General features: G+C 64.0%; 23 protein-coding genes. 13 read left to right on the forward strand and 10 right to left on the reverse strand.

Annotated features, from left to right (window positions below; genetic code table 11):
* Positions 1 to 40: 40 nt before the first annotated feature.
* Positions 41 to 502, reverse strand: coding sequence for a cupredoxin domain-containing protein (locus V1278_RS10315; RefSeq protein WP_334380621.1), 462 nt, complete (start codon positions 500 to 502; stop codon positions 41 to 43).
* Between V1278_RS10315 and V1278_RS10320 the strand changes: the two genes are divergently transcribed.
* Positions 489 to 629 carry a hypothetical protein gene (locus V1278_RS10320; protein ID WP_334380622.1) on the forward strand — a complete coding sequence of 47 codons (141 nt, stop codon included), beginning with the start codon at positions 489 to 491 and terminating at the stop codon, positions 627 to 629. The two genes, V1278_RS10315 and V1278_RS10320, sit on opposite strands and share 14 nt — an antisense overlap.
* A gap of 9 nt (positions 630 to 638) precedes the next feature.
* Here the strand turns inward: V1278_RS10320 and V1278_RS10325 are convergent, their stop codons facing one another.
* Complete coding sequence (locus tag V1278_RS10325; protein ID WP_334380623.1) at positions 639 to 1,094, reverse strand: hypothetical protein; 456 nt, start codon at positions 1,092 to 1,094, stop codon at positions 639 to 641.
* Positions 1,095 to 1,260: 166 nt separating this feature from the next.
* Here V1278_RS10325 and V1278_RS10330 point away from each other — a divergent pair, with 166 nt between their 5' ends.
* Positions 1,261 to 2,460 (forward strand): MFS transporter, encoded by a 1,200-nt coding sequence (locus tag V1278_RS10330; RefSeq protein WP_442893773.1) that lies wholly within the window; start codon positions 1,261 to 1,263, stop codon positions 2,458 to 2,460.
* Between the two features lie 3 nt (positions 2,461 to 2,463).
* On the opposite strand, the gene V1278_RS10335 is transcribed toward V1278_RS10330, so the two are convergent.
* Positions 2,464 to 2,868 (reverse strand): DUF4864 domain-containing protein, encoded by a 405-nt coding sequence (locus tag V1278_RS10335; RefSeq protein ID WP_334364746.1) that lies wholly within the window; start codon positions 2,866 to 2,868, stop codon positions 2,464 to 2,466.
* Positions 2,869 to 3,037: 169 nt separating this feature from the next.
* On the opposite strand from V1278_RS10335, the gene V1278_RS10340 reads away from it, so the two are divergent.
* Positions 3,038 to 3,316 carry a DUF1488 family protein gene (locus V1278_RS10340; RefSeq protein WP_213289204.1) on the forward strand — a complete coding sequence of 93 codons (279 nt, stop codon included), beginning with the start codon at positions 3,038 to 3,040 and terminating at the stop codon, positions 3,314 to 3,316.
* 52 nt (positions 3,317 to 3,368) lie between these two features.
* Here V1278_RS10340 and V1278_RS10345 read toward each other — a convergent pair whose 3' ends face one another.
* A complete protein-coding gene (locus tag V1278_RS10345) occupies positions 3,369 to 3,806 on the reverse strand; it encodes a cupin domain-containing protein (RefSeq protein WP_334380624.1) in 438 nt (145 codons plus the stop codon).
* 89 nt (positions 3,807 to 3,895) lie between these two features.
* Between V1278_RS10345 and V1278_RS10350 the strand changes: the two genes are divergently transcribed.
* Positions 3,896 to 4,822 carry a LysR family transcriptional regulator gene (locus V1278_RS10350; RefSeq protein ID WP_334380625.1) on the forward strand — a complete coding sequence of 309 codons (927 nt, stop codon included), beginning with the start codon at positions 3,896 to 3,898 and terminating at the stop codon, positions 4,820 to 4,822.
* A 19-nt stretch (positions 4,823 to 4,841) separates the two neighbouring features.
* Here the strand turns inward: V1278_RS10350 and V1278_RS10355 are convergent, their stop codons facing one another.
* Positions 4,842 to 5,621: a crotonase/enoyl-CoA hydratase family protein gene (locus V1278_RS10355; RefSeq protein WP_334380626.1), complete on the reverse strand. Its 780-nt coding sequence runs from the start codon at positions 5,619 to 5,621 to the stop codon at positions 4,842 to 4,844.
* A 50-nt stretch (positions 5,622 to 5,671) separates the two neighbouring features.
* Positions 5,672 to 6,160, reverse strand: a complete 489-nt coding sequence (locus tag V1278_RS10360) for a tautomerase family protein (protein WP_334364741.1) — start codon at positions 6,158 to 6,160, stop codon at positions 5,672 to 5,674.
* Between the two features lie 120 nt (positions 6,161 to 6,280).
* Between V1278_RS10360 and V1278_RS10365 the strand changes: the two genes are divergently transcribed.
* Together V1278_RS10365 and V1278_RS10370 are read left to right on the forward strand one after the other, a co-directional pair.
* Positions 6,281 to 6,892 (forward strand): TetR/AcrR family transcriptional regulator, encoded by a 612-nt coding sequence (locus V1278_RS10365; protein WP_334380627.1) that lies wholly within the window; start codon positions 6,281 to 6,283, stop codon positions 6,890 to 6,892.
* A gap of 142 nt (positions 6,893 to 7,034) precedes the next feature.
* The gene (locus V1278_RS10370; RefSeq protein WP_334380629.1) at positions 7,035 to 7,571 is read left to right on the forward strand and encodes an ATP-binding protein; all 537 of its coding nucleotides are present in this window, start codon (positions 7,035 to 7,037) and stop codon (positions 7,569 to 7,571) included.
* Between the two features lie 162 nt (positions 7,572 to 7,733).
* Here the strand turns inward: V1278_RS10370 and V1278_RS10375 are convergent, their stop codons facing one another.
* Positions 7,734 to 8,282 (reverse strand): cupin domain-containing protein, encoded by a 549-nt coding sequence (locus V1278_RS10375; RefSeq protein WP_028347208.1) that lies wholly within the window; start codon positions 8,280 to 8,282, stop codon positions 7,734 to 7,736.
* A gap of 153 nt (positions 8,283 to 8,435) precedes the next feature.
* Between V1278_RS10375 and V1278_RS10380 the strand changes: the two genes are divergently transcribed.
* Together V1278_RS10380 and V1278_RS10385 are read left to right on the forward strand one after the other, a co-directional pair.
* A complete protein-coding gene (locus V1278_RS10380; RefSeq protein WP_334380630.1) occupies positions 8,436 to 9,764 on the forward strand; it encodes an aspartate aminotransferase family protein in 1,329 nt (442 codons plus the stop codon).
* 63 nt (positions 9,765 to 9,827) lie between these two features.
* Positions 9,828 to 11,075, forward strand: a complete 1,248-nt coding sequence (locus V1278_RS10385) for a D-amino acid dehydrogenase (RefSeq protein WP_334380631.1) — start codon at positions 9,828 to 9,830, stop codon at positions 11,073 to 11,075.
* 171 nt (positions 11,076 to 11,246) lie between these two features.
* On the opposite strand, the gene V1278_RS10390 is transcribed toward V1278_RS10385, so the two are convergent.
* Positions 11,247 to 13,544 (reverse strand): molybdopterin-dependent oxidoreductase, encoded by a 2,298-nt coding sequence (locus V1278_RS10390; RefSeq protein ID WP_334380633.1) that lies wholly within the window; start codon positions 13,542 to 13,544, stop codon positions 11,247 to 11,249.
* A 17-nt stretch (positions 13,545 to 13,561) separates the two neighbouring features.
* On the reverse strand, positions 13,562 to 14,257 hold the full coding sequence (locus V1278_RS10395; RefSeq protein ID WP_334380634.1) for a cupin domain-containing protein: 696 nt from the start codon (positions 14,255 to 14,257) through the stop codon (positions 13,562 to 13,564).
* A gap of 161 nt (positions 14,258 to 14,418) precedes the next feature.
* Between V1278_RS10395 and V1278_RS10400 the strand changes: the two genes are divergently transcribed.
* The 5 genes from V1278_RS10400 (at position 14,419) to V1278_RS10420 (ending at position 19,199) form a co-directional block, all read left to right on the forward strand.
* Positions 14,419 to 15,186: an ABC transporter substrate-binding protein gene (locus V1278_RS10400; protein ID WP_334364734.1), complete on the forward strand. Its 768-nt coding sequence runs from the start codon at positions 14,419 to 14,421 to the stop codon at positions 15,184 to 15,186.
* Positions 15,186 to 15,839, forward strand: coding sequence for an amino acid ABC transporter permease (locus tag V1278_RS10405; RefSeq protein WP_334380635.1), 654 nt, complete (start codon positions 15,186 to 15,188; stop codon positions 15,837 to 15,839). Before V1278_RS10400 ends, V1278_RS10405 begins: the two co-directional genes overlap by 1 nt.
* The gene (locus V1278_RS10410) at positions 15,836 to 16,567 is read left to right on the forward strand and encodes an amino acid ABC transporter ATP-binding protein (protein ID WP_334380636.1); all 732 of its coding nucleotides are present in this window, start codon (positions 15,836 to 15,838) and stop codon (positions 16,565 to 16,567) included. Before V1278_RS10405 ends, V1278_RS10410 begins: the two co-directional genes overlap by 4 nt.
* 10 nt (positions 16,568 to 16,577) lie before the next feature.
* Positions 16,578 to 17,870, forward strand: coding sequence for an NAD(P)/FAD-dependent oxidoreductase (locus V1278_RS10415; protein WP_334380637.1), 1,293 nt, complete (start codon positions 16,578 to 16,580; stop codon positions 17,868 to 17,870).
* A gap of 114 nt (positions 17,871 to 17,984) precedes the next feature.
* Complete coding sequence (locus tag V1278_RS10420) at positions 17,985 to 19,199, forward strand: DUF1236 domain-containing protein (RefSeq protein WP_334380638.1); 1,215 nt, start codon at positions 17,985 to 17,987, stop codon at positions 19,197 to 19,199.
* A 138-nt stretch (positions 19,200 to 19,337) separates the two neighbouring features.
* Here V1278_RS10420 and V1278_RS10425 read toward each other — a convergent pair whose 3' ends face one another.
* Positions 19,338 to 20,930, reverse strand: coding sequence for a gamma-glutamyltransferase family protein (locus V1278_RS10425; protein ID WP_334380639.1), 1,593 nt, complete (start codon positions 20,928 to 20,930; stop codon positions 19,338 to 19,340).
* Positions 20,931 to 21,128: the final 198 nt, after the last annotated feature.

The following is a 21,128-nucleotide window of genomic DNA, read 5'->3' on the forward strand; positions in this document are numbered from 1 at the left end:
AGTGCCCATCCTCTGATTAGCGGTGTCCGTCTCGTCGCCGCTACTTCACTGTCACCCTGCCGATCATGCCGTTCTCGCGGTGGCCGGGGATCAGGCACGAATATTCGAACGTGCCCGGTTTGGTGAACTTCCAGACGATCTCGGCCGATTTTTTCGGCGTGAGCCGCACCGCGTTCGGCTCCTCGTGCTCCATATGCGGGTGCTTCTGCATGTCCTCGGCATGCTTGAGGTTTTCTTCCGTGGTGGCGAGCAGGAATTCGTGGTCATCCTCGCCGACATTGCGGATCACGAAGCGGATCTGCTCGCCGCGCTTCACCTCGATGCTCGAGGGCGCATATTTCATCTCGCTCATGTCGACCTCGACGGTGCGCGCGGGTTTTTTGGGGTCGCCGGGCTCGCCCGCCGAATAGGTTTCGTGGGCGTGCTTGTCATGGCCGAATGCCAGTGGCATCCATGCCGAAACGGCGATCAATGCGAGGCCGGCCGTCATGATGTTCTTCATCTCTGTTCTTTCCTGTTTCCTTGTCAGCGAAGCGCGGCCGCGAGGCGCGGGCCGCCAGGCTGAATCCATGATCTTGCAACAAGCCATGGGCATGCGCGCTTCACTCGCGCGGCTGCCCATGTCGTGACGTCAGAGATCAGGCGATGGGGGGACGGAAGTGTCGCGGCGGCGCCTCACCGGGCAGGCGCTGGACGTTCTTGGAGGCGCAGATCGACATCGGCTGCGAGGGCTTTGCGACGGCAGGCGGATCGGCCGCGATCGCGCACACGCAGAGCGTGGCGCAGCACGGTCCCGCAGAGCCCTTGCCGTCATGCTGATGCTTGGCAGGCACGGGCATCACGTCGCCGGCATCGGCGTGATCCATCGCGTGCTGATCGGTCTGCATCTCGTGATGCTGACGCGCGGCGACATGCTCCGGCTGCGCACCGTCATGGAAATGAGCGGCACCCGCCGTTCCGGGCTGGTGCATAAGGCAGGACGCGGCATCGCCGAGCGCCAGCGCCACGCCCGGCGCGAGCACGCAAAACAGGTAGAGCAGGGCGGCGAACCACCCCGCTTTGACACGCGCAGGTCTCGTCAGGCGGACGAACATGATGGGAAGGTAGGACCGACGGACGATTCCGCCAAGGCAATGAAGGGGCGTTGCCCCCCACAACTGCATGCCTAACATCGCGGCATTGTGGCTTGACCTTGGGCGATTTGACCCCGAAGCTCCGCCTGCCGTGGTGATTTCTTCTGAGCTTTCCCGAGATTCCGACCTGTTCGTTCTCGATTCGCGCCGGGCGTGGATCCGGCTTGCCGTGGCCGTGCTGATCGGCTCGCTCGGCAGCGTCGGCATGTGGTCGGTGGTGGTCGCGCTGCCGGTGGTGCAGACGGAGTTTGCCGCGAGCCGCGGCACCGCGTCGCTGGCCTTTACCATGGTGATGCTCGGGTTCGGTTCCGGCGGGGTGCTGACCGGCAAGATCACCGACCGCTACGGCATCGTCACCGCGATCGGGCTCGGCATCGGCATTTTGGGCCTCGGCTATGTCGTCGCGGGAATGTCGACCTCGATCTGGCACTTTATCCTGGTGCATTTCGCGATCGGGCTGTCCTCGTCCGCCACCTTCGGCCCGCTGATGGCGGAGGCCTCGCACTGGTTCGACCGCTATCGGGGGCTCGCGGTCGCGATTGCCGCTAGTGGCAATTACATCGGCGGCACGATCTGGCCGCCGCTGGTGAATTTCGGCATCGAGCAGCTCGGCTGGCGCACCAGTCATATCGCGATCGGCATCTTCACGGCGGTAGCGATGACGCTGGCGCTGATCGGCTTGCGGATGCTGATGGGCGCGGGAGGCCAGCGCGACCACGACAACGCGGCGCCGCCGCGCGTCGATCTAAAACTCTCCACCAACGCGCTGACGGCGATTCTGTCGCTCGCCGCGATTGCCTGCTGCGTGGCGATGTCGATGCCGCAGGTGCACATCGTCGCCTATTGCGGCGACCTCGGCTATGGCGTGGCGCGCGGCGCGGAAATGCTGTCGCTGATGCTGGGCTTCGGCATCATCAGCCGGATCGGAAGCGGCTTTCTCGCCGACAAGATCGGCGGCATCCGCACGCTTTTGATCGGGTCGTTCGCGCAGGGCACGGCGCTGTTGTTCTACCTGTTCTTCGACAGCCTGACCTCACTCTATATTATCTCGGCGATGTTCGGCCTGTTCCAGGGCGGCATCGTGCCGAGTTATGCGATCATCGTGCGCGAGGCGATGCCGGCCTCCGAAGCGGCGACCCGCGTCGGCATCGTGATCTTTGCTTCCGTGTTCGGCATGTCGTTCGGCGGCTGGATCTCGGGCGCGATCTTCGACGCCACCGGCTCCTACGGCGCCGCGTTCGCCAATGGGCTGGCGTGGAACGCGCTCAACATCGGGATCATGGTGCTGCTGCTGATGCGGGCACGGCAACGGCTGGCGATGGCGTGAGCGTCATACCGCCTGTCCCGCTTTCAGCAGCGAACAGCCCGTGATCTTCAGGCTGCCGTCCGGCTGCTGCTCCAGCGTGTACATCGCCTCCCAGGCCTCACCATTGTCGTCGACGATATGGACGCGCTGCGCGATCCGGCCATTGGCTGAACGCGCCTCGCCGAATTCGAAACTCTTGTGGCGATAGACGGGCGCGTAGCCCTGCCGGACCATCTGCATGAAGATATCGGCCTGAGGAAATATCTGCCTGATCTCGGGCGCGGCATGGGAATAGGCGGCCGCGGCGTCGTCGCGGATGAACGCCTGCTCCTGCGCGCGGATCACGCTCTGGGCAGTAGCGACGTCGTCGGCGAGGGCAGGGGTGCCCAACCCGATCAGGAAAGCGAGAACCAGAGCAAGAGCGCGCATGCAAAATGCCCCCGGACTGGCGGTGCTTGCCGCGGTGCAGACACGCGGAAATTTATACCCGCCGGCACGCGGGCGGAAGTACTATTCGCGTAAGCGTCAGGCGAGATAAGGAACAAGCCAAGGCAATTGTCGTTTCTCAATTATCGTTTCTCTCGGGGAGGAATACCCGATGACACTCGCACGCGGAAACATTGGCGGTTACGAGTTCGACCGCATGGTGCTGCTGTTTTCCATGATGGACGGCCCGAGGGAAATACCCTGCGCGGTCAGCGCCTCCGCGATGGATGCGCTGGAGCATGCCTCGCGCACGGCGACCAGCCAGCGCGAAGAACAATTCCTTCGGTTGCGCGACCGCATCGAACAATGCGCGTCGCGCAAGTTCGAAGCGGGGGAGTTCGAGGGGACCCCGCCCGGCATCATCCTGCGCAGCATCGATTTTCGCGGCTAGCTCTATTGCTGACCCTGCTCCAGGCAATGTCGTCGCCGCGATGGCTGGCCGCTTAGTGCGAATGCAAGTCCAGGAACGGCGTGTCATTCGCGCTGACATAGAAGATAACCACCTTGGTCGGCTCGGTGGCGCTGCGGTTATAGCCGGTCATGGGCACGTTCGGCGGTTCGACCATCGCTTCGCCGGCCTTGACGTTAAGCGGTGGACGGCCTTCGAGTTCGAGCGTGAAGGCGCCTTCGAGGACGTAGACCGTCACTGGAAAGCGATGGGTGTGATACACGGTCTTGTCGCCCGGCTTGAACGTTGCGGTCATCACCCGCACGGTTTGCTTGTCATCCTTTGGCAATCCCTCGACGATCTGTTGCAGCACCATATTCGGCTTGGCGATATTCGGCGCAGGCGCTCCTTGCTGCTGCGCCGATGCGGGATTGTCGAGGCCAGCGCCGAGGCCGGTGAGAAGGAAAATGGCCGGGATGAAATGGCTGCGCATGTTTTCGCTCCTTGTGTCGGTCAGGTACCGCGCGGTGTTTCGGCGCGAAGAAGCCTACGGGCCGCCGCCCTGCCGCGGGAGCCGCAAGATTGCGAAACCCCGCCGCAGAAGTGCATAATGGGCGAATGTTCGACTGGAACGATCTGAAATACTTTCTCGCGGTGGCGCGTCACGGCAGCACGATCGCGGCCGGCAAGGCGCTCGGCACCAGCCAGTCGACGGTGCACCGCCGCCTCGAAGAACTCGAACGCAGACTAGGGCGCGCCCTGGTGACGCGGCAGAACACCGGCTATCGCCTGACCGAATACGGCAACACGCTCTTGAAATATGCCGAGCGCATCGAGGCGGCGGTCGATGATTTCCAAAGGCGGGCAACCGACGTCGAGCAGGAACTAAAGGGCGTGATCCGCGTCACCTGTCCCGAGCCGATCGTCTATCGCATGACCCAGTCAACGCTGATCGACCGCTTCCATGCCCGTTACCCGCAGCTTCGCGTCGAATTTATCACCAGCGACCGCTATCTTGATTTGTCGAAGGGCGAGGTGGATGTTGCGTTTCGCTCAGGCGATACCGACGACGAGCTGGTGGGCCGCAAGATCGCCGACTCGGTCTGGGCGGTGTATGCCAGCCTTGGATACATTGAGCGCCACGGCAAGCCCGAACGGACCGAGGATCTGTCGCGTCACCTTCTCGTCGGTTTCGATGAGACGCTCGCCAACCACCGCGCCGCCAAATGGCTGAAGGAAGTGGCGCCCGGCGCCCCCATGCCGGTGCGCAACAACAGCGTGCTCGGGCTGGTCTCGGCCGTGAAATCCGGCGTCGGCCTCGGTCCGCTGCCGACGGCGCTCGGCGATGCGGAGCCGGATCTGGTTCGCGTGCTCGGGCCCATTCCTGAATTGACCCGAAGCTGGCGGCTCCTGGCCCACCCGGATATCAGGCGCGTCCCGCGGATCGCGGCGTTCTTCGACTTCATCGTGGAAGAACGCGACTCGTTGAAATCGATCCTGACAGGATGAGAGGCGGGCAGCCCCGCGCCTACCTGCCCTGAAACACCGCAGCGCGACGCTCGATGAAGGATTGAATGCCCTCGCTCGCATCGGCGCTGTTGAGCACGCGCTCGCGGACTTTTGGAATGTAGGCGATGGCGGCCTCCTCGCCGTGCTCGACATATTTAAGCGCCGCCTCCTTGGTGACCTGAATGCCGAGCGGCGCATTGCCGGCAATGATCCTGGCGAGCGCCATCGCCCGCTCGATTTGCTGGCCGGCCGGCACGACTTCCTGGACCAGCCCGATCTCGCGGGCGCGCGCTGCGCTGAATTCATCGCACAGGAACAGATGATACATCGCGTTGCCCCAGCCGGTGCGCGACAGGAAGCGGAAATGTGCACCTCCAAGCGGGGCGATGCCGCGCCTGGATTCCATCTGGCAGAAGCGGGCGTCGTCGGCGGCGACGACGATGTCGCCGGCCAGCATCAGCTCGATGCCGATGGTGAACACGATGCCCTGCACCGCTGACACGATCGGCTTCTTGCAGCGCTTCTGCAGGCCGAAGACGTCGACATTGCCCTCCCTAACATTCCGCTTCTCGGCGTTGGGGCCGAAGAATTTCGGCATGTCGAGGCCGGCGGTGAAATCCTTGCCTTCGGCGCAGATGACGCCGACCCAATAGCTGTCGTTGTTGTGGAGCTCCGTCAGCGCGTCCGACAATTGCTCCATCATGGCGGGCGAGAACGCGTTCTTCTTGGCCGGGTTGTCGATGATGATCTTGAAGATGCGATCGTGGATTTCGGTGCGGATTGTTCCTTCGGCGCTCATGATCTCCTCCGTCCTGATTGTTCTAAAAATGCAGTGCAAGACGCGCGTGTCTATCGCTCGTATTTGACGGCGAGTGCGGTGCGGATTGACGCGGCGCGTTCCGGCGAAAAGTGCGATGCGCCATGGTCGAGCAGGTCGAGGAACGACAGCACGCCGCCGCGCGAACCCCAGCTTCCTTCCTCGATGATACGGAAATTGATCCACCAGCCCGGCGAGGGCGTCTTCATCCCGCAGGCGTCCGCAAGCGCGGCGTGTATATTGCGGATGACGGTGGCGCGATCCTCGCGCGTCCAGCAGCAGTCCATCACCACGACGTCGAGTACCATCACGTCGCTGGGCTTGTCCGAGAGCAATTCCCCGCCGTGCGCGATCATGTCGAGCGGGCGCTCGACGAAATGGACCTGATAGCCGCGGCGCGCTTCGGGCGTCAGCTTGCCGACCTCCGGCACGAGGACGGCGTCCGTCAGCGTTTTTGCCAGCACCCGCCGCTGATCGGCGTTCAACCGTCCCTGCGGCGTCATCACATGGATAAACGTCATTGCGCGTCTCCTCGCGTCGGCATTCTTCTGACTATGACGAACGTCATAACTTCACATTGAGCTGGCTATGTCAAGCGTCATAATCTAGCATGCGGTCATGCGGACGAAGGAAGATTCGCGATGACGTCGGATACCCGCGCAAAAATGGTGGCAGGGGCCGCCAACCTGATGAGCCGCCGCGGCGTCAACGCCACCAGCATGCGCGAGGTGGTCCGCCACACCGGCACGCCGCGCGGTTCGATTGGTCATCACTTTCCGCGGGGCAAGCAGCAGTTAATCGAGGACGCGCTGGTATTTGCGGGCAAGCAGGTCAGCGGGCCGCTGGAGCAACTGACGCAGTCGCGCGGCGCGATTGCGGGTCTGCGCACCTTCATCGCGCTGTGGCGTCAGACGCTGGAGAAGTCGAAATTTCAGGCCGGTTGTCCAGTGCTCGCAGTCGCGGTCGAGCAATATGTCAACGATGCGACCGAGAAGGGCGGCGAACCTGACGAAGCCGCCCAACGCCATCTGCTCGATCTCGCCGACGGCGTGTTTGCCGACTGGCAGCGCATCATGCTCACGGCGTTGTGCCGCGAGGGCGTGGCGCCTGCGCGCGCGCGGCGGCTGGCGGCGCTCGTCATCGCATCGACGGAGGGAACGGTCGCGATGTGCCGCGCCGCGCGCAGCGCCCAGCCGCTTGATGATGTCAGGCAGGAACTGGAACTGGTGTTGTTGAGCGCGCTGCCGAAGTAGAAGGCGCGGATCGCAATGCTTCAGGCGATTGCTGCCAATGCCTGTCGCGTGTACTCATGGCAGACGCACCTTGGGCTCTGGCGGATGCTCGTAACTGACCCCAAGCTGACTATTGCGCTGCTTCATGCTAAGTGGCGGCGCTATGAATCGTGCAGGCGAAGTTCTCATCCTGACCGGGCCGCCGGGCTCCGGAAAAACCACGACAGCGCAGGCGCTCGCAAGGGAGCCCGGATCAGCGAAGGTCCATCTTCATTCCGACGACTTCTGGCATTTCATCAAGAACGGAGCGCTCCCGCCCTATCTGCCTGAAGCTCATGATCAGAACATCGTTGTTGTCGATGTGTTGACGAAGGTAGCCGCAGGCTATGCCGGCGGAGGCTATTTTGTCATCGTAGACGGCATTGTTGGGCCGTGGTTCTTGCGTCCATTCAAGAAAGTTGCCGCGCCACTCCACTACGTCGTTCTACGTCCATCCCTCGATGTAGCCATCCGGCGGTGTCAGGAGCGGGGCGGGGACACGTTGGCAGATCCCGGTCCCATCACGGAGCTCTATCACCAGCTCTCATCGCTGGGACCGCTTGAGCGGCATGTCTTGTCAACCGACGGGCATACTCCGAAGGACACTCTGAACGCAGTCATCAACGCTGTGCAAAGCGAAGCGTTTCGCCTGCCGACATGACATGAGAGACGGCTAGTCGAGCATTCCGGAAATAAACGGCCTTCGGCAGATGGCCCAGCCCAGACATGCCGGCAGGCGGTTCCGATGTCTGCCGCCGAGGCAAAGCCGGAGATGGCCACCATTCAGCGCTGCAGCGGGCTTATGAGTGTACGTCCTCGCTGCTCAAAACGTTGGCGGCGTGCAGGCACTTATCACCTCGCACGGCTTTCCGCCGACGCAGCGGAAGCGGTGCGGGCGGCGGCTTTCGAAATAATAGGCATCGCCGGGATCGAGGATGCGGCGTTCGTCGTCGACGGTCACTTCCAGCCGGCCGCTCACCACGATGCCGCCTTCCTCGCCGTCATGCGTCAGCGGTACCCGGCCGGTGTCGCTGCCCGGCTCATAGCGCTCTTTGAGAATCTGCAACGCGCGGCCGAACAGATTGTCGCCGACCTGGCGGTAGGAAATCGGCTGCTTGCCGATTTCGGTCAGCTCGTCAGAGCGGTAGAACGCCTTGCGCGGCCGCTCCGGCTCGATCGCGAAGAACTCGGCGAGCCCCATCGGCAGCCCGTCGAGGATGCGCTTCAGCGCGCCGACGGAGGGGTTCATCTGGTTCGACTCGATCAGCGAGATCGTCGAATTGGTCACGCCGGAGCGCTTTGCCAGCTCACGCTGCGACAGCTTGTGGCGGGCCCGGACGAAGCGGAGTCGCCCACCGATATCGACGCTCATCGAAAATCCCTGTTGCAGGTGTTTCGGATCGAACAAATATGCCCTGATCTGGTTAGCAAAATCAATGGGTTGCAGGAGTGCAGAAAAGGACTTGTTGTGGCTTCCCGAGCGTGGCCCGGTGGTCCCTTGAGCTGCCAGCATAGGAGCTAGACCGTGACCCTTCATCAGAAGCCGAACACCCTGCAGACCGACTCGTTCTGGATGCCTTTCACGGCCAACCGGCAGTTCAAGAAAACGCCGCGCCTGTTCGCCTCCGCCGAGGGCATGCACTACACCACCGTCGACGGCCGCAAGGTGATCGACGGCTCCGCCGGCCTCTGGTGCGTCAACGCCGGCCATGGCCGGCGCCAGATTGCGGCTGCCGTCGAACGGCAATTGATGAACCTCGACTTCGCGCCCTCGTTCAACATGGGCCATCCGCTGGCGTTCGATTTTGCCGAGCGGCTCACCGAGATCGCGCCGAAGGGGCTGGATCGCGTCTTCTTCACCAATTCGGGCTCAGAGTCGGTCGATACCGCGCTGAAGATCGCGCTGGCCTATCAGCGCGCCATCGGGCAGGGGACGCGGACGCGCCTGATCGGCCGCGAGCGCGGCTATCACGGCGTCGGCTTCGGCGGCATGTCGGTCGGCGGCATGGTGGCCAACCGCCGCGCGTTCGCCACCCATCTGCCCGGAGTCGATCACATCCGTCACACCCATGATCTCGCCCGCAACGCCTTTGCGAAGGATCAGCCGGAGCACGGCGCCGAGCTTGCCGACGATCTCGAGCGGATGGTGGCGCTGCATGGCGCCGACACCATCGCCGCCGTCATCGTCGAGCCGGTGCCGGGCTCGACCGCCGTGCTGCCGCCGCCGAAGGGCTATTTGAAGCGGCTGCGCGAGATCGCAGACAAGCACGGCATCTTGCTCATCTTCGATGAGGTCATCACTGGGTTCGGCCGCCTCGGCACGCCGTTTGCGGCTGATTATTTCGGTGTCACGCCTGATATGATGACGACCGCCAAGGGCATCACCAACGGCACCGTCCCCTGCGGCGCGGTGTTTGCCAGCCGCAAGATCCACGACGGGTTGATGACCGGGCCTGAGGGCACGATCGAGCTGTTCCACGGCTACACCTATTCGGCGCATCCGACCGCGTGTGCCGCGGGGCTGGCGACGCTCGACATCTACAAGGACGAGGGGCTTTTGACGCGCGGCGCGTCGCTGGCCGAATACTGGCGCGATGCGCTGCATTCGCTGAAAGGTCTGCCGAACGTGATCGACATCCGCAATGTCGGCCTGATGGGCGCGGTCGAGCTTTCGCCGCGCAGCGACGGCGTCGGCGCACGCGGCTATGACGTGATGGTGGATTGCTTCAATCGCGGGCTTTATTTGCGCATGAGCGGCGATTCCTTTGCGCTGTCGCCGCCCTTGATCGTCGAGAAGAGCCATATCGACGACATGGTTTCGATCCTCGGCGATGCGATCAAGCGCGTGGCCTGATCCTTGCTCTGAGAAAGATAGAGCAGCCGCGGCAATGTTGCCGCGGCGGATGCGTGAGGGATCGTGAAAGTCATCGTTCTCGGCAGTGGCGTGATCGGCGTCACGACAGCCTATTATCTGGCGCGTTCCGGCCACCAAGTTGTTGTCGTCGACCGCCAGGCTGAGCCTGCACAGGAGACCAGTTTTGCCAATGCCGGCGAGGTCTCGCCCGGCTATTCCTCGCCCTGGGCCGGCCCCGGCGTGCCGGTGAAAGCGATCAAGTGGCTATTGATGCGGCACGGGCCGCTGGTGATCTGGCCCAAGCTCGATCCTGTCATGTGGATCTGGGGGCTGAAGATGCTGCGCAACTGCACGGCAGAGCGCTACGCGGTCAACAAGAGCCGGATGATCCCGATCGCCGAATACAGCCGCGATTCCCTGCGCGCGCTGCGCGCCGAGGTCGGCATCAAGTATGACGAGCGCAGCCGCGGCACGCTTCAGCTCTTCCGCAAGCAGAAGCAGCTCGACTCGACCGGCGATGATATCGCGGTGCTCAAGCAATATGGCGTGCCGTACGAGCTTTTGGATCGCACCGGCTGCATCGGCGCGGAACCGGCGCTCGCGGCTGTCAAGGAAAAATTCGTCGGCGGGTTGCGATTGCCGCAGGACGAGACCGGCGATTGCCACATGTTCACGCAGGCGCTCGCTCGGGAAGCTGAAAAGCTCGGCGTCGAGTTCAGGTTCAATACCACGATCGAGCGGCTGGTCGCGGATGGCGGCAAGATCACCGGCGTCGTCACCAGCGCCGGGTTGTTGCAGGCCGATGCCTATGTCGCGGCACTCGGAAGCTGGTCGCCGCGCTTGCTCAAACCTTTGGGTGTTTTTGTTCCGGTCTATCCGGTGAAGGGCTACTCGATCACGGTCCCCGTCATCGATCCCGACGGCGCGCCGGTATCGACCGTGATGGACGAGAGCTACAAGGTCGCGATCACGCGGCTGGGTGACCGCATCCGCGTCGGCGGCACCGCGGAAATTTCCGGCTATTCGAATACGCTTCATACGGCGCGGCGGGCGACGCTCGATCATTCGCTGACCGACATGTTTCCGCGCGGCGGCGATTTGAGCAAAGCGAGCTTCTGGTGCGGCCTGCGCCCGATGACGCCGGACGGCCCGCCGGTGATCGGCGCGACGCGCTACGGCAATCTGCACCTCAACACCGGCCACGGCACGCTCGGCTGGACCATGGCGTGCGGCTCGGGGAGGGTGCTGGCCGATATGATTTCGGGACGGAAGCCGGATATCGATGTGAGCGAGCTCAGCGTGAGCCGGTAGGATCAGCGGTTTGGGTAGTAACGCACGATAGCCAACCCGTCATTGCGAGGAGCGTAGCGACGAAGCAATCCATGTCTCCGTAAGTGGCGATGGATTGCTTCGCTTCGCTCGCAATGACGGCGGGACTAGCGACTAGCTCTCGTCACGCAATGCGGGGTGTCGTTGCCTTCATCACTCCTGATCGGGAGGATCAAAGGCTCGAATCGGAGGCAGCGTGCCCGAATACTTCTCGCACTCGACCACCGTCACCTGACCGCAGCAACCTTGCGCGAGCTGCGAGGTACCGATGTCGCGGGTGAGCACGTTCGGATTGCCATGGACGCAGAGCGGATGTTCTGCCGTGCCGGCTTGCGGATCATACCAGGCGCCGGTGGACAATTGCACCACGCCGGGCATGACGTCGTTTGAAACGGCGGCGGCGGCCAGGCACGCGCCCCGATCATTGAACAGGCGGACGATGTCGCCATCAGCGATGCCGCGGCGCGTCGCGTCGACGGGGTTGAGACGGACGGCTTCCCGGCCGGCAATTTTCTTGGACTGGCTGTAAGCGCCGAAGTCGAGCTGGCTGTGCAGCCGGGTCGCCGGCTGGTTGGCGATCATCGTCAACGGGTGGCGCTTATCTGGCGGTTCGGTTGACGGCAGCCATGCTGGGTGGGGCGGGCAATCGTCGTAGCCGAAGCCTGCGATGGTTTTCGAATAGATCTCGATCCTGCCGCTTGGCGTGGGCAGCTTGTTCTTGACGGGATCGTTGCGGAAGGCGCGCAGAAAGCCGCCGTCATCAGGGGCCGATGGCAGCGCGAGTTCGCCACGCCGCCAGAACTCGTCGAAATCCGGCGCATCCCAACCGGCATCGGCAAGCGCCCGTCGCGTCGGCTCGTAAAGATGGGCCAGCCATTGCCTGGTATCGCGTCCTTCCGTGAAGGCCTGTTCGACGCCCAATCGCCGCGACAGCGCGGCAAAAATATCGAAATCGTCGCGGGCTTCGCCAATCGGGTCCACGGCCTTGCGCATCGCGACCAGCCTCGGATCGGTGCCGGCGGCGCCGATATCGTCGCGCTCCAGCGTCATGGTCGCCGGCAGCACGATGTCGGCAAACTTCGCCATCGGCGTCCAGGCGCTCTCGTGCACGACAATGGTTTGCGGGACATTGAAGGCCCGCCGTAGCCGATTGATATCCTGGTGATGATGGAAAGGGTTGCCGCCCGCCCAGCAGACCAGCTTGATGTCGGGATACCGCATCGTGCGGCCGTTGTATTCGAACATTTGTCCCGGATTGAGGAGCATGTCGGCGACACGCGCGACCGGGATGAAGTCGGCGGTAGCATTCTTGCCTTGCGACAGCGTCGGGATCGGAACCGCGTTGAGACGGCGTCCGGTATGACCGAGCGCACCGAGCGCGTAATTATATCCGCCGCCGGGCAGGCCGATCTGGCCCAGCATGGCCGCGAGCACCGCGCCCATCCATACCGGTTGCTCGCCATATTGCGCCCGCTGCAGGGAATGCGAGACCGTGATCAAGGTGCGTCCGCGCGGCAGCCGGCGGGCGATGTCGACGATTGTGCCGGCCGGAATGCCGGTAATGTCGGCGGCCCATGCCGCGTCCTTTGGCGTTTGGTCGTCGCGGCCGAGCAGATAGCGTTCGAAGATGTCGAAGCCGGTACAATAGCGTGCGACAAAGCCGCTGTCCCACAGATCCTCGACGAGGAGCGTGTGCGCGAGTGCCAGCATCAGGGCGACGTCGGTCCCGACCTTGATCGGCATCCACCGGGCGCCGGCCGCTTCCGGCATATCGTCGCGCAAGGGAGCGATGCCGTAGAACACGGCGCCGCGGCGCGCGGCCCTTTGCATCGCGTCGCGCTCGATGTGCCGGCTGATGCCGCCGCTTGCAACGTCCGAGTTTTTCAGCGCCATGCCGCCGAAGGCCAGCACCGTATCGGTGTGCTCGGCAATCTGATCCCACGTCACGTTATGGCGCGAGATGCCCTCGAAGCCGCCGAGGACATGCGGCAGGATCACGGCCGAGGCACCGGCGCTATAGCTGTTCACCGAACGCACATAGCCGCCGAACGCAATGTTCAGGAAGCGATGAACCTGGCTCTGCGCGTGGTGGAAACGTCCGGCGCTGGCCCAGCCATAGGAGCCGCCATAGACCGCGGCGGCGCCATATTCGGTTCGGATCCGCGCCAATTCGCCTGCGAGCAGGTCGAGCACTTCGTCCCAGGGGCACGCGACGAATTTCTGGTCGAAGGTGCGCGGAGCGGGTGCGCTTCGCTCCAGCCACGCCTTGCGCACCATCGGCCGCAGGATGCGGGCCTTGTGGCGCATCGCCGTGCTGAAATTTTGCAACATCGGGGAGGGCGCCGGGTCGTGCTCGTACGGCTTGATATCCAGCGTCGCGCCGTTCCACCGCGCCGCGAAGGCGCCCCAATGCGCGCTGTGTGGGCTCCAATCCTCTCGGGCTTGATCCATTCCTTGTTCCAGACTGTTCATGACGCCTGCGTCACGCAATTCACCCACAGCACGACCGCTTTCGCATCTTTCGCGGGATTTGAGAAGCGGTGCGGGCGGCGGCTGGCAAAGCGAAAACTGTCTCCTCGCTTGAGCGACCAGGACTCGGCGTCGACAGTCAGCGTCATCTCGCCTTCCAGCACCAGCCCCGCTTCCTCGCCGTCATGCGTGTAAAGCTCATCGCCGGTGTTGCCGCCGGGCTCCATGTGCACGAGAAACAGATTGAGGCGGTTCTCAGTACCCGCCGGACTCAGCAATTGCTTGGAGATGCCGGTCCGCCACAGTTTCAGTTCGGCGCGCTGCATTTCGCGCGTCACCACGCCACCGGATGCCGCCTCGTCGTTCGGCTGCGAGCCGAACAGCGCGGCGATGCCGACGCCAAGCACGTCGGCCAGCGTCGCCAGCACGCGGAGCGAAGGCGACGACAGCCCGCGCTCGATCTGGCTGAGAAAGCCGATCGACAGATCGGTCTTCGCCGCAATCGTCTCCAGCGAGAGCTTTTGCTCGCGGCGCAGGTCGCGGATGCGGCGGCCGACCGCAAGGTCCATCGCCGGCTCGGCCGGCCTGACGGCGGTCTTCGCCTTCGGCCGGGCCGTTGCCTTTCCGGCGGCCTTTTTCCTGGCCCTTGCCTTGGCCTTGAACGCCGGTTTCTTTATTCGCTTGCCGCCGCTCACGTCAGACCGCTTCCTTCATGTGCATGAAAATCGCTTGCAAACCTTGGAGAAGTGTGACCACAATTTCATATTGGTGAAAATAGGCCTGAACGGCGTTGCCCGCAACTCTTTGGTCTAAGGCGGGCGGGCCCGGGCGGCGTGCAGTTTCAGGAGGTGGTGCGATGGCTCTGAAGCGTCTCGTTCAGGCTGCGGTGGCGGCCTTGGTTCTCACAGCCGCAATGCCGGCATCCGCGCAAAAAGTACTGAAGGTGGGCTCGACGCCGACCGGCGTGCCCTTCACATTCCTCGACACCAAGACCAACAGCATTCAGGGCATCATGGTCGATCTCATCACCGAGATCGGCAAGGACGCCGGCTTCCAGGTTCAGATCGAGCCGATGCAGTTCTCGACCCTGATTGCCTCGCTTACCTCGAACAAGATCGACATCATCTCGGCGGCGATGTTCGTTACGCCCGCGCGCAAGGAAGTGATCGATTTCTCCGAGCCGTTCTACAGCTATGGCGAGGGCCTCCTGGTGCCGAAGAGCGATACGAAGACCTACACCAAGCAGGACGATCTGAAAGGCGAAGTGGTCGGCGCGCAGGTCGGTACGGCGTTCGTCGATGCGCTGAAAAAGTCGGGACTGTTCAGCGAGGTGAAGGCCTACGACACCATTCCCGATATTCTGCGCGACGTGAACGCCGGCCGGCTGAAGGCCGGCTTCGCCGATTATCCGATCCTCGCCTACAACCTGAAGCAAGGCGGCTTCCCCGAGGCGCGCATTGTCGAGAGCTACAAGCCCGCGACCGTCGGTTCTGTCGGCATCGGCGTGCGCAAGGGCGATAGCGAGCTGCTCGCCAAGATCAATGCCTCGCTGGCGAAGCTGAAGGCGAACGGCACGGTCGAAAAGATCCTCGATAAATGGGGCCTCAAGGCGCAGGGTGCCTGATGCAGGCGTTCTGGCGCGACGCGACCGAGTTCCTGCCGATCCTGATGAGCGGCGTGGCGTTGACGGTCATCGTCACCATCGGCTCGCTGTTGCTGTCGACCGCGCTCGGCCTGGTCTGGGCCTTGATGCGGGTATCCGGCATCGGCATTTTCTCGGGGGTCAGCGCCGGGCTGATCAACGTGATCCGCGGAATCCCGATCATCGTCATGCTGTTCTATCTCTACTTCGTGATGCCCGAACTCGGCCTCACGCTGACGGCGCTGCAGGCGGCGATCTTAGGCCTCGGCATCGCCTATTCGGCCTACCAGGCGGAGAATTTCCGCGCCGGGATCGAGGCGATCGACAGGGGACAGATCGAGGCGGCGCAGGCGATCGGCATGGGCTGGTGGCAGACCATGCGCCGCGTGGTGCTGCCGCAAGCGATCAAGATCGTGTTGCCGCCCTACGGCAACATCATGATCATGATGCTGAAGGATTCGTCGCAAGCTTCGACCATCACGGTCGCTGAGCTCGCACTGCAGGGCAAGCTGATCGCGTCCTCCACCTTCAAGAACACCAGCGTGTTCACACTTGTGGCGCTGATGTATCTCACCATGAGCATCCCGCTCATTCTTCTGGTCCGTCACTTCGAGAAGCGCGCGGGCCACAAATGATCGAGCTCACCAACGTTCACAAGAGTTTTGGCAAGGTCGAGGTGCTCAAGGGCATCACGGCTTCCGTCGAGAAGGGCGAGGTTGTCTGCGTCATCGGCCCGTCAGGCTCCGGCAAATCCACCATCCTGCGCTGCATCAACGGGCTGGAGAGCTATGACAGCGGCGACATCCTCGTCGAAGGCGCGCGGGTCGATCGCAGCGCGCCCTCGATCGTAGCGATCCGGACGCAAGTCTCGATGGTGTTCCAGCGCTTCAACCTGTTTCCGCACCGTACCGCGCTGGAAAACGTCATCGAGGGGCCGCTCTATGTGAAGAAGGAGCCGCGCGCCGAGGCGCTGGAGCGTGGCCGCGCGCTGCTGGCGCAGGTGGGGCTCGCCGAAAAGGCCGACAGCTATCCGCCGCAACTCTCCGGCGGTCAGCAACAGCGTGTTGCGATTGCCCGCGCACTTGCGATGCAGCCGAAGGCGATCCTGTTCGACGAGCCGACTTCGGCGCTCGATCCCGAACTGGTCGGTGACGTGCTCTCGGTGATGCGGAAGCTCGCCGACGACGGCATGACCATGGTCGTCGTCACCCACGAGATGGGATTTGCCGGAGATGTCGCCGACCGCGTACTGTTCATCGACGGCGGCGTGATCGTCGAGCAGGGGCCGGCGAAGTCCGTGCTCAATCAACCGCAGCATACGCGCACGCAGGATTTTTTGCGGCGCGTGCTGCATCCGCTCTGAGTTCGCCAGCATGAATGCGCCCATCCGACTGCCGCTGCCGCCAAGTCTCTACGCCGATACGGCGGTCGCGCCGGCACCGACGCCGCCGCTCGATGGAGACAAGGACGTTGCGGTCGCGATCATCGGCGGCGGTTTCACCGGGCTGTCCACCGCATTGCATCTGGCCGAGCAGGGCGTGAATGCGATCGTGCTGGAAGCGCAACAGCCGGGCTGGGGCGCTTCGGGCAACAATGGCGGCCAGGTCAATCCGGGCCTCAAGCACGACCCCGACCAGATCGAGGCCGATTTCGGCGCCGAACTGGGCGGCCGGATGATCGCGTTTTCCTACGGCACCACCAACTACACGTTCGACCTGATCCGCCGCTACCAGATTCCGTGCGAAGCAAGGCAGAACGGCACGCTGCGCGCGGCCTACAACGAGGCGAGCGCCAGGGGAATCGAAAACACGGCAAAGCAGTGCATCCGGCGCGGCATGCCGGTGACGCTCTTGAATCGCGAGCAGATGCGGGAGGTGACCGGTACCGGCCGCTATCTCTGCGCCATGCTGGACAATCGCGGTGGCGACCTGCATCCGCTGAGCTATGCGCGCGGGTTGGCGCGCGCCGCGATCGCGGCCGGCGCAGCCGTCCATGGCGAGACGCCGGCGCTTTCGTTGTCGCGTGAAGGCGCGCATTGGCGCGTCGAGACGCCGCGCGGGATCGTGCGCGCCGAAAAAGTGCTGCTGGCAACCAACGGATTCACGGACGATCTGTGGCCGGGCCTCCGCCGCACTATCGTGCCGGTGTTTTCATCGATTGCGGCCACCGCGCCTCTATCCGAGGAGGTCGCGCGCGAAATCATGCCGACGCGTTCGGTGTTGTACGAGAGCGGCTACATCACGGTGTATTACCGGATCGATGCGCATAATCGTTTGCTGATGGGCGGACGTGGGCCGATGCGCTGGATCAGCAAGCCTGGCGATGTCGCCTATCTCATCCGCTATGCCGAACGGCTGTGGCCGCGGCTGAAAGGCGTGACCTGGACGCACGGCTGGAATAGTCGGCTCGCGATCACGCCCGATCATTATCCCCATGTGCATGAGCCGGCGAAGAATCTTCTGATCTCGCTCGGCTGCAACGGCCGCGGCGTCGCGCTCTCGACCGCGATGGGTGCACAGCTCGCGCGCCGTCTCGTTGGCGGAAGAGATGCTGTGATCGATATGCCGATCTCAGGCATCAAGCCGATGGCGATGCACGCGTTCTGGCCGCTCGGCGTCACCGCGGCCGTACTGGCCGGGCGGGTGCGGGACCGGCTGGGAATCTGACGCCGCGGCCGCGCAGCCCTCAAACAGCCAAACCGAGACATCGCCCGCCTTCGACGGAACCTTCCATCCCCCGCGAACGTTCGCTAGCGCAGGGCCGATTTCGAGGAGGTCAAGATGCGCAAGCAGTTACTGTTATCGACTGGGATTATCTGCCTGATGCTGGCACCGGGGCTATCGTATGGCCAGGCCCCGGGCGGGAGAAGCGAGGAACCGAAGCAGATGCAGCCGAGCGATCGTGGCAAGGGTGCTGCATCGCAAGAACGCGGCGCCGAGCGAGCGCAGGAACGCGCCAAGGGCGCCGAGAAGGGTGCGGAACAGAAGGCTCAAGGCGCGGCGGGTCGTGAGGAAAGAGGACCCGGTTCCCGGCAGGCAGGAGAGAAGGGCAAAGCTGCACCTGGGGCCGAGCGTCCAACGGCTGCGAGCGAAGACAGCAAGCGTGGCCGCGGCGATGACGCGAAGAGGGCCACGGAGCAAACCAAGGGCGCCCGCCCGGGCGATCGGGAGGCCGATCGCGGCCGCGATGCCAAGGAGAGCGCTAAGGACAGTGCCAAAGACAGAACCAAGGGCACCGCCGAGTCCGAGAGGACCAAGAGCGGAACAACGACATCCCAGAAGGAGCGCGAGGGCGCAACCACCACGCAGAAGGAGCCGAGCCGCGATCAACAGGACAGAACCTCGAAGGATGCGGCTGAACAGAGCAAGGACCGGCCGGCGACCGCGACTGACGCCACGCGCACACAGACCCAGGCCAGCCAGACGCAGGACCGCCAGCAGATCTCGACCGAGAAGCAGGTGCGCATCTCCGAGACGCTGACCCGCGAACGTCTCGCGCCGCCGCAGCGCAATCTCAACATCTCGATCCGGGTCGGCGAGCGGCTCCCGCGCCATGTGCGGGTGCAACGGCTGCCACCCACGATCGTGTCGATCGAGCCGCAGTACCGCGGCTACGATTACTTCACGACCGAGGAGGAAATCGTGATCGTCGAACCCCGCACGCAGCGGATCGTGAGCCATATCCCCCGTGACACGTCGCGCATTCGCGCTGCAGGCGGCGAGGCCGCCGGCAGTGGACGTGCGGCCGACGCGATGGCTCAGGCCGGCGGTGCGCCCTGCCGTATCATGCGGCGGGATACCGCGGGCAATCTTACTGAGGTCTCGCCCACGACGGTTGGTTCGACCGCACCGCAGGATTCGATCAGCGTAAGCGTTCGTGCGCCGGGCGGCGGTGGATCGACGAACCCGATTGCACTGGGCGCCTCGGAAGGACAGATCGTGGTCACCATGCAAGGCGGCGAGTGCACGGTTACGCTTGAGCCACAGGCGCGGTAAGCGGGTGCGTCTGGTCTCGCAAGAGGCCGCCACGTCAGCCGGTTAGAAATGGAAAGTGCGGCATCCGATCTGCCGCACTTTTCCGGTTGAGCGGCATTTTGTCATTGCCGCGCCGCTCCCCGGAGGCCTGTCCGCTTTCTATCCCTCCGCCACTGCCTCGCTCCAGGCGTGGAACGGCTCGGTGGCACCGCTGTTGGTTCCGCCGTCGCGCAGCACCACGCTGGGGCAGGCGAACTTCATCGGCAGGTTCTGGATGCGCGCCTCCTCGTAATCGAAACGCGAGCCCAGCGCTTCGCGCGCGGCCTGCGGCAGGCGGACGTCGCCGATCACGATCGCGCCTTCGCTGGCGTCAATGCGCGGCTGATGGATTGCGGCATCGAGATCCATGCCGTAATCCATCACGAAGGACAGAAGCTGGCTTACCGCCGGCAGAATGCGCCGGCCGCCCGAAGCCCCGGCCGCGACGCGCCTTCCGTCCGCCGCCTGCGCCAGCACGGGCGTGTAGTTGGTAAGGCACCGCTTGCCCGGTGCCAGCGAATTCGGCGTGCCCGGGGTCGGGTCGAACCACATGATGCCGTTGTTCATGGTGATGCCGGTCTGGTTCGTCACGAATTTGGAGCCGAAGGTGGACAGCAAGGTTTGCGTTACCGCGGCCATGTTGCCGTCGCGATCGACGGCGGAAAAATGCGTGGTGCAGGCAGGCGCCAGCGCTTCGGCGCCGAGCGCGCGCCTGCCGTCTTCATCGCCCATGTCCTTGAGGCGTTCGCGATACGCTTTTTGCAGCGCCGATGCATAGGCGATGTAGGCCGCGGCGTCCGGTCCGCTGCGCGCAGGCTCGAGATTTTCCTGCAGCAGACGAAGCGTGCGCGCCAGCGTCGGCCCGGCGGTGAGTTCGGGCGTCGCGAACACCTCGCCGCCGCGATAGGGGATCGCCAGCGGCTCGCGCACAATGCCCCGAAATGGCTTGAGATCCTCGGCCGACAGCGCGCCGCCGAGGGCCTGAATGTCGGCGGCGAGGCTTTGCGCCAGATCGCCTTCGTAGAAGTCGCGCGGGCCGGCGCTGGCGAGTTGCGCCATCGTGGCCTTGAGCCGATCCTGCGGCATGCGGACCTTGGACCTGATGCCCCATTGCGGGTTCGGCGGCAGGCCGTCCTGGAGATAGGCGGCGGCGCTCGCGGGGTAGCGCCGCAAGTCTGCTGCCGCGCTCGAAATCATCACCGTGGTCCACCAGTCGACCGCAAGCCCTTCGCCGGCAAGTGCAATGCTCGGCGCCAGCAACTCCTTCCACGGCAGTTTGGCGTAGCGGCGGTGCGCCTCTTCCATGCCGGCGACCACGCCGGGCACGGCGATCGAACTGGGGCCATGAATGTTGCGGTCGTCCTTTACCCGCGGCCAGGGGAAGATGTCGGAAGCCGCGCCACCGCCGGTCAGCGGATAATCTTCCACCCGCAGGCTCAGCGGCGCCCGCATGCCGTAGTCGATCACCTCATAACGGCGTTCGCCCGCCCGGTAGAGCACCATCGCGCCGCCGCCGCCGACCCCGCTCATCCAGGGCTCCAGAACGCCAAGCGCAAACGTCGTCGCGATCACGGCATCGATGCAGTCGCCGCCCGCGGCCAGCACCTCGGCCCCCACCTGCGCCGCCCTGCTTGATTGCGCAGCGACGATGCCGCCTCTGGAAGTGACGGCCGGCTTGCGTACCGCTTGGGTATTGGAGAACTGGTCGCGCATCGGATTGCCTTTGATTCCCTGTAACGTGTCTGGTTGCCGGTCGGGCAGAAGATCTCGTCGACGTCATTACACCCTAAAAATCTCAGGCCAGCCATGACAGAATGACATGCTGGGAATTCGCATCGCCCGTCTTCGTGTTGGCGTCTTGCGTCGGACAATGGCACATTGCGAACGATGACCGTATCCACAAAGGAGCAT

Source organism: Bradyrhizobium sp. AZCC 1577 (genome assembly GCF_036924575.1).
GTDB lineage: Bacteria > Pseudomonadota > Alphaproteobacteria > Rhizobiales > Xanthobacteraceae > Bradyrhizobium.

Coding starts and splice junctions, on each gene's coding strand:
- V1278_RS10320 (WP_334380622.1), top strand. CDS start 489: ATGATGTTCTTCATCTCTGTTCTTTCCTGTTTCCTTGTCAGCGAAGCG.
- V1278_RS10315 (WP_334380621.1), bottom strand. CDS start 502: ATGAAGAACATCATGACGGCCGGCCTCGCATTGATCGCCGTTTCGGCA.
- V1278_RS10325 (WP_334380623.1), bottom strand. CDS start 1,094: ATGTTCGTCCGCCTGACGAGACCTGCGCGTGTCAAAGCGGGGTGGTTC.
- V1278_RS10335 (WP_334364746.1), bottom strand. CDS start 2,868: ATGCGCGCTCTTGCTCTGGTTCTCGCTTTCCTGATCGGGTTGGGCACC.
- V1278_RS10340 (WP_213289204.1), top strand. CDS start 3,038: ATGACACTCGCACGCGGAAACATTGGCGGTTACGAGTTCGACCGCATG.
- V1278_RS10345 (WP_334380624.1), bottom strand. CDS start 3,806: ATGCGCAGCCATTTCATCCCGGCCATTTTCCTTCTCACCGGCCTCGGC.
- V1278_RS10355 (WP_334380626.1), bottom strand. CDS start 5,621: ATGAGCGCCGAAGGAACAATCCGCACCGAAATCCACGATCGCATCTTC.
- V1278_RS10360 (WP_334364741.1), bottom strand. CDS start 6,160: ATGACGTTTATCCATGTGATGACGCCGCAGGGACGGTTGAACGCCGAT.
- V1278_RS10365 (WP_334380627.1), top strand. CDS start 6,281: ATGACGTCGGATACCCGCGCAAAAATGGTGGCAGGGGCCGCCAACCTG.
- V1278_RS10370 (WP_334380629.1), top strand. CDS start 7,035: ATGAATCGTGCAGGCGAAGTTCTCATCCTGACCGGGCCGCCGGGCTCC.
- V1278_RS10375 (WP_028347208.1), bottom strand. CDS start 8,282: ATGAGCGTCGATATCGGTGGGCGACTCCGCTTCGTCCGGGCCCGCCAC.
- V1278_RS10390 (WP_334380633.1), bottom strand. CDS start 13,544: ATGGATCAAGCCCGAGAGGATTGGAGCCCACACAGCGCGCATTGGGGC.
- V1278_RS10400 (WP_334364734.1), top strand. CDS start 14,419: ATGGCTCTGAAGCGTCTCGTTCAGGCTGCGGTGGCGGCCTTGGTTCTC.
- V1278_RS10405 (WP_334380635.1), top strand. CDS start 15,186: ATGCAGGCGTTCTGGCGCGACGCGACCGAGTTCCTGCCGATCCTGATG.
- V1278_RS10410 (WP_334380636.1), top strand. CDS start 15,836: ATGATCGAGCTCACCAACGTTCACAAGAGTTTTGGCAAGGTCGAGGTG.
- V1278_RS10415 (WP_334380637.1), top strand. CDS start 16,578: ATGAATGCGCCCATCCGACTGCCGCTGCCGCCAAGTCTCTACGCCGAT.
- V1278_RS10420 (WP_334380638.1), top strand. CDS start 17,985: ATGCGCAAGCAGTTACTGTTATCGACTGGGATTATCTGCCTGATGCTG.
- V1278_RS10425 (WP_334380639.1), bottom strand. CDS start 20,930: ATGCGCGACCAGTTCTCCAATACCCAAGCGGTACGCAAGCCGGCCGTC.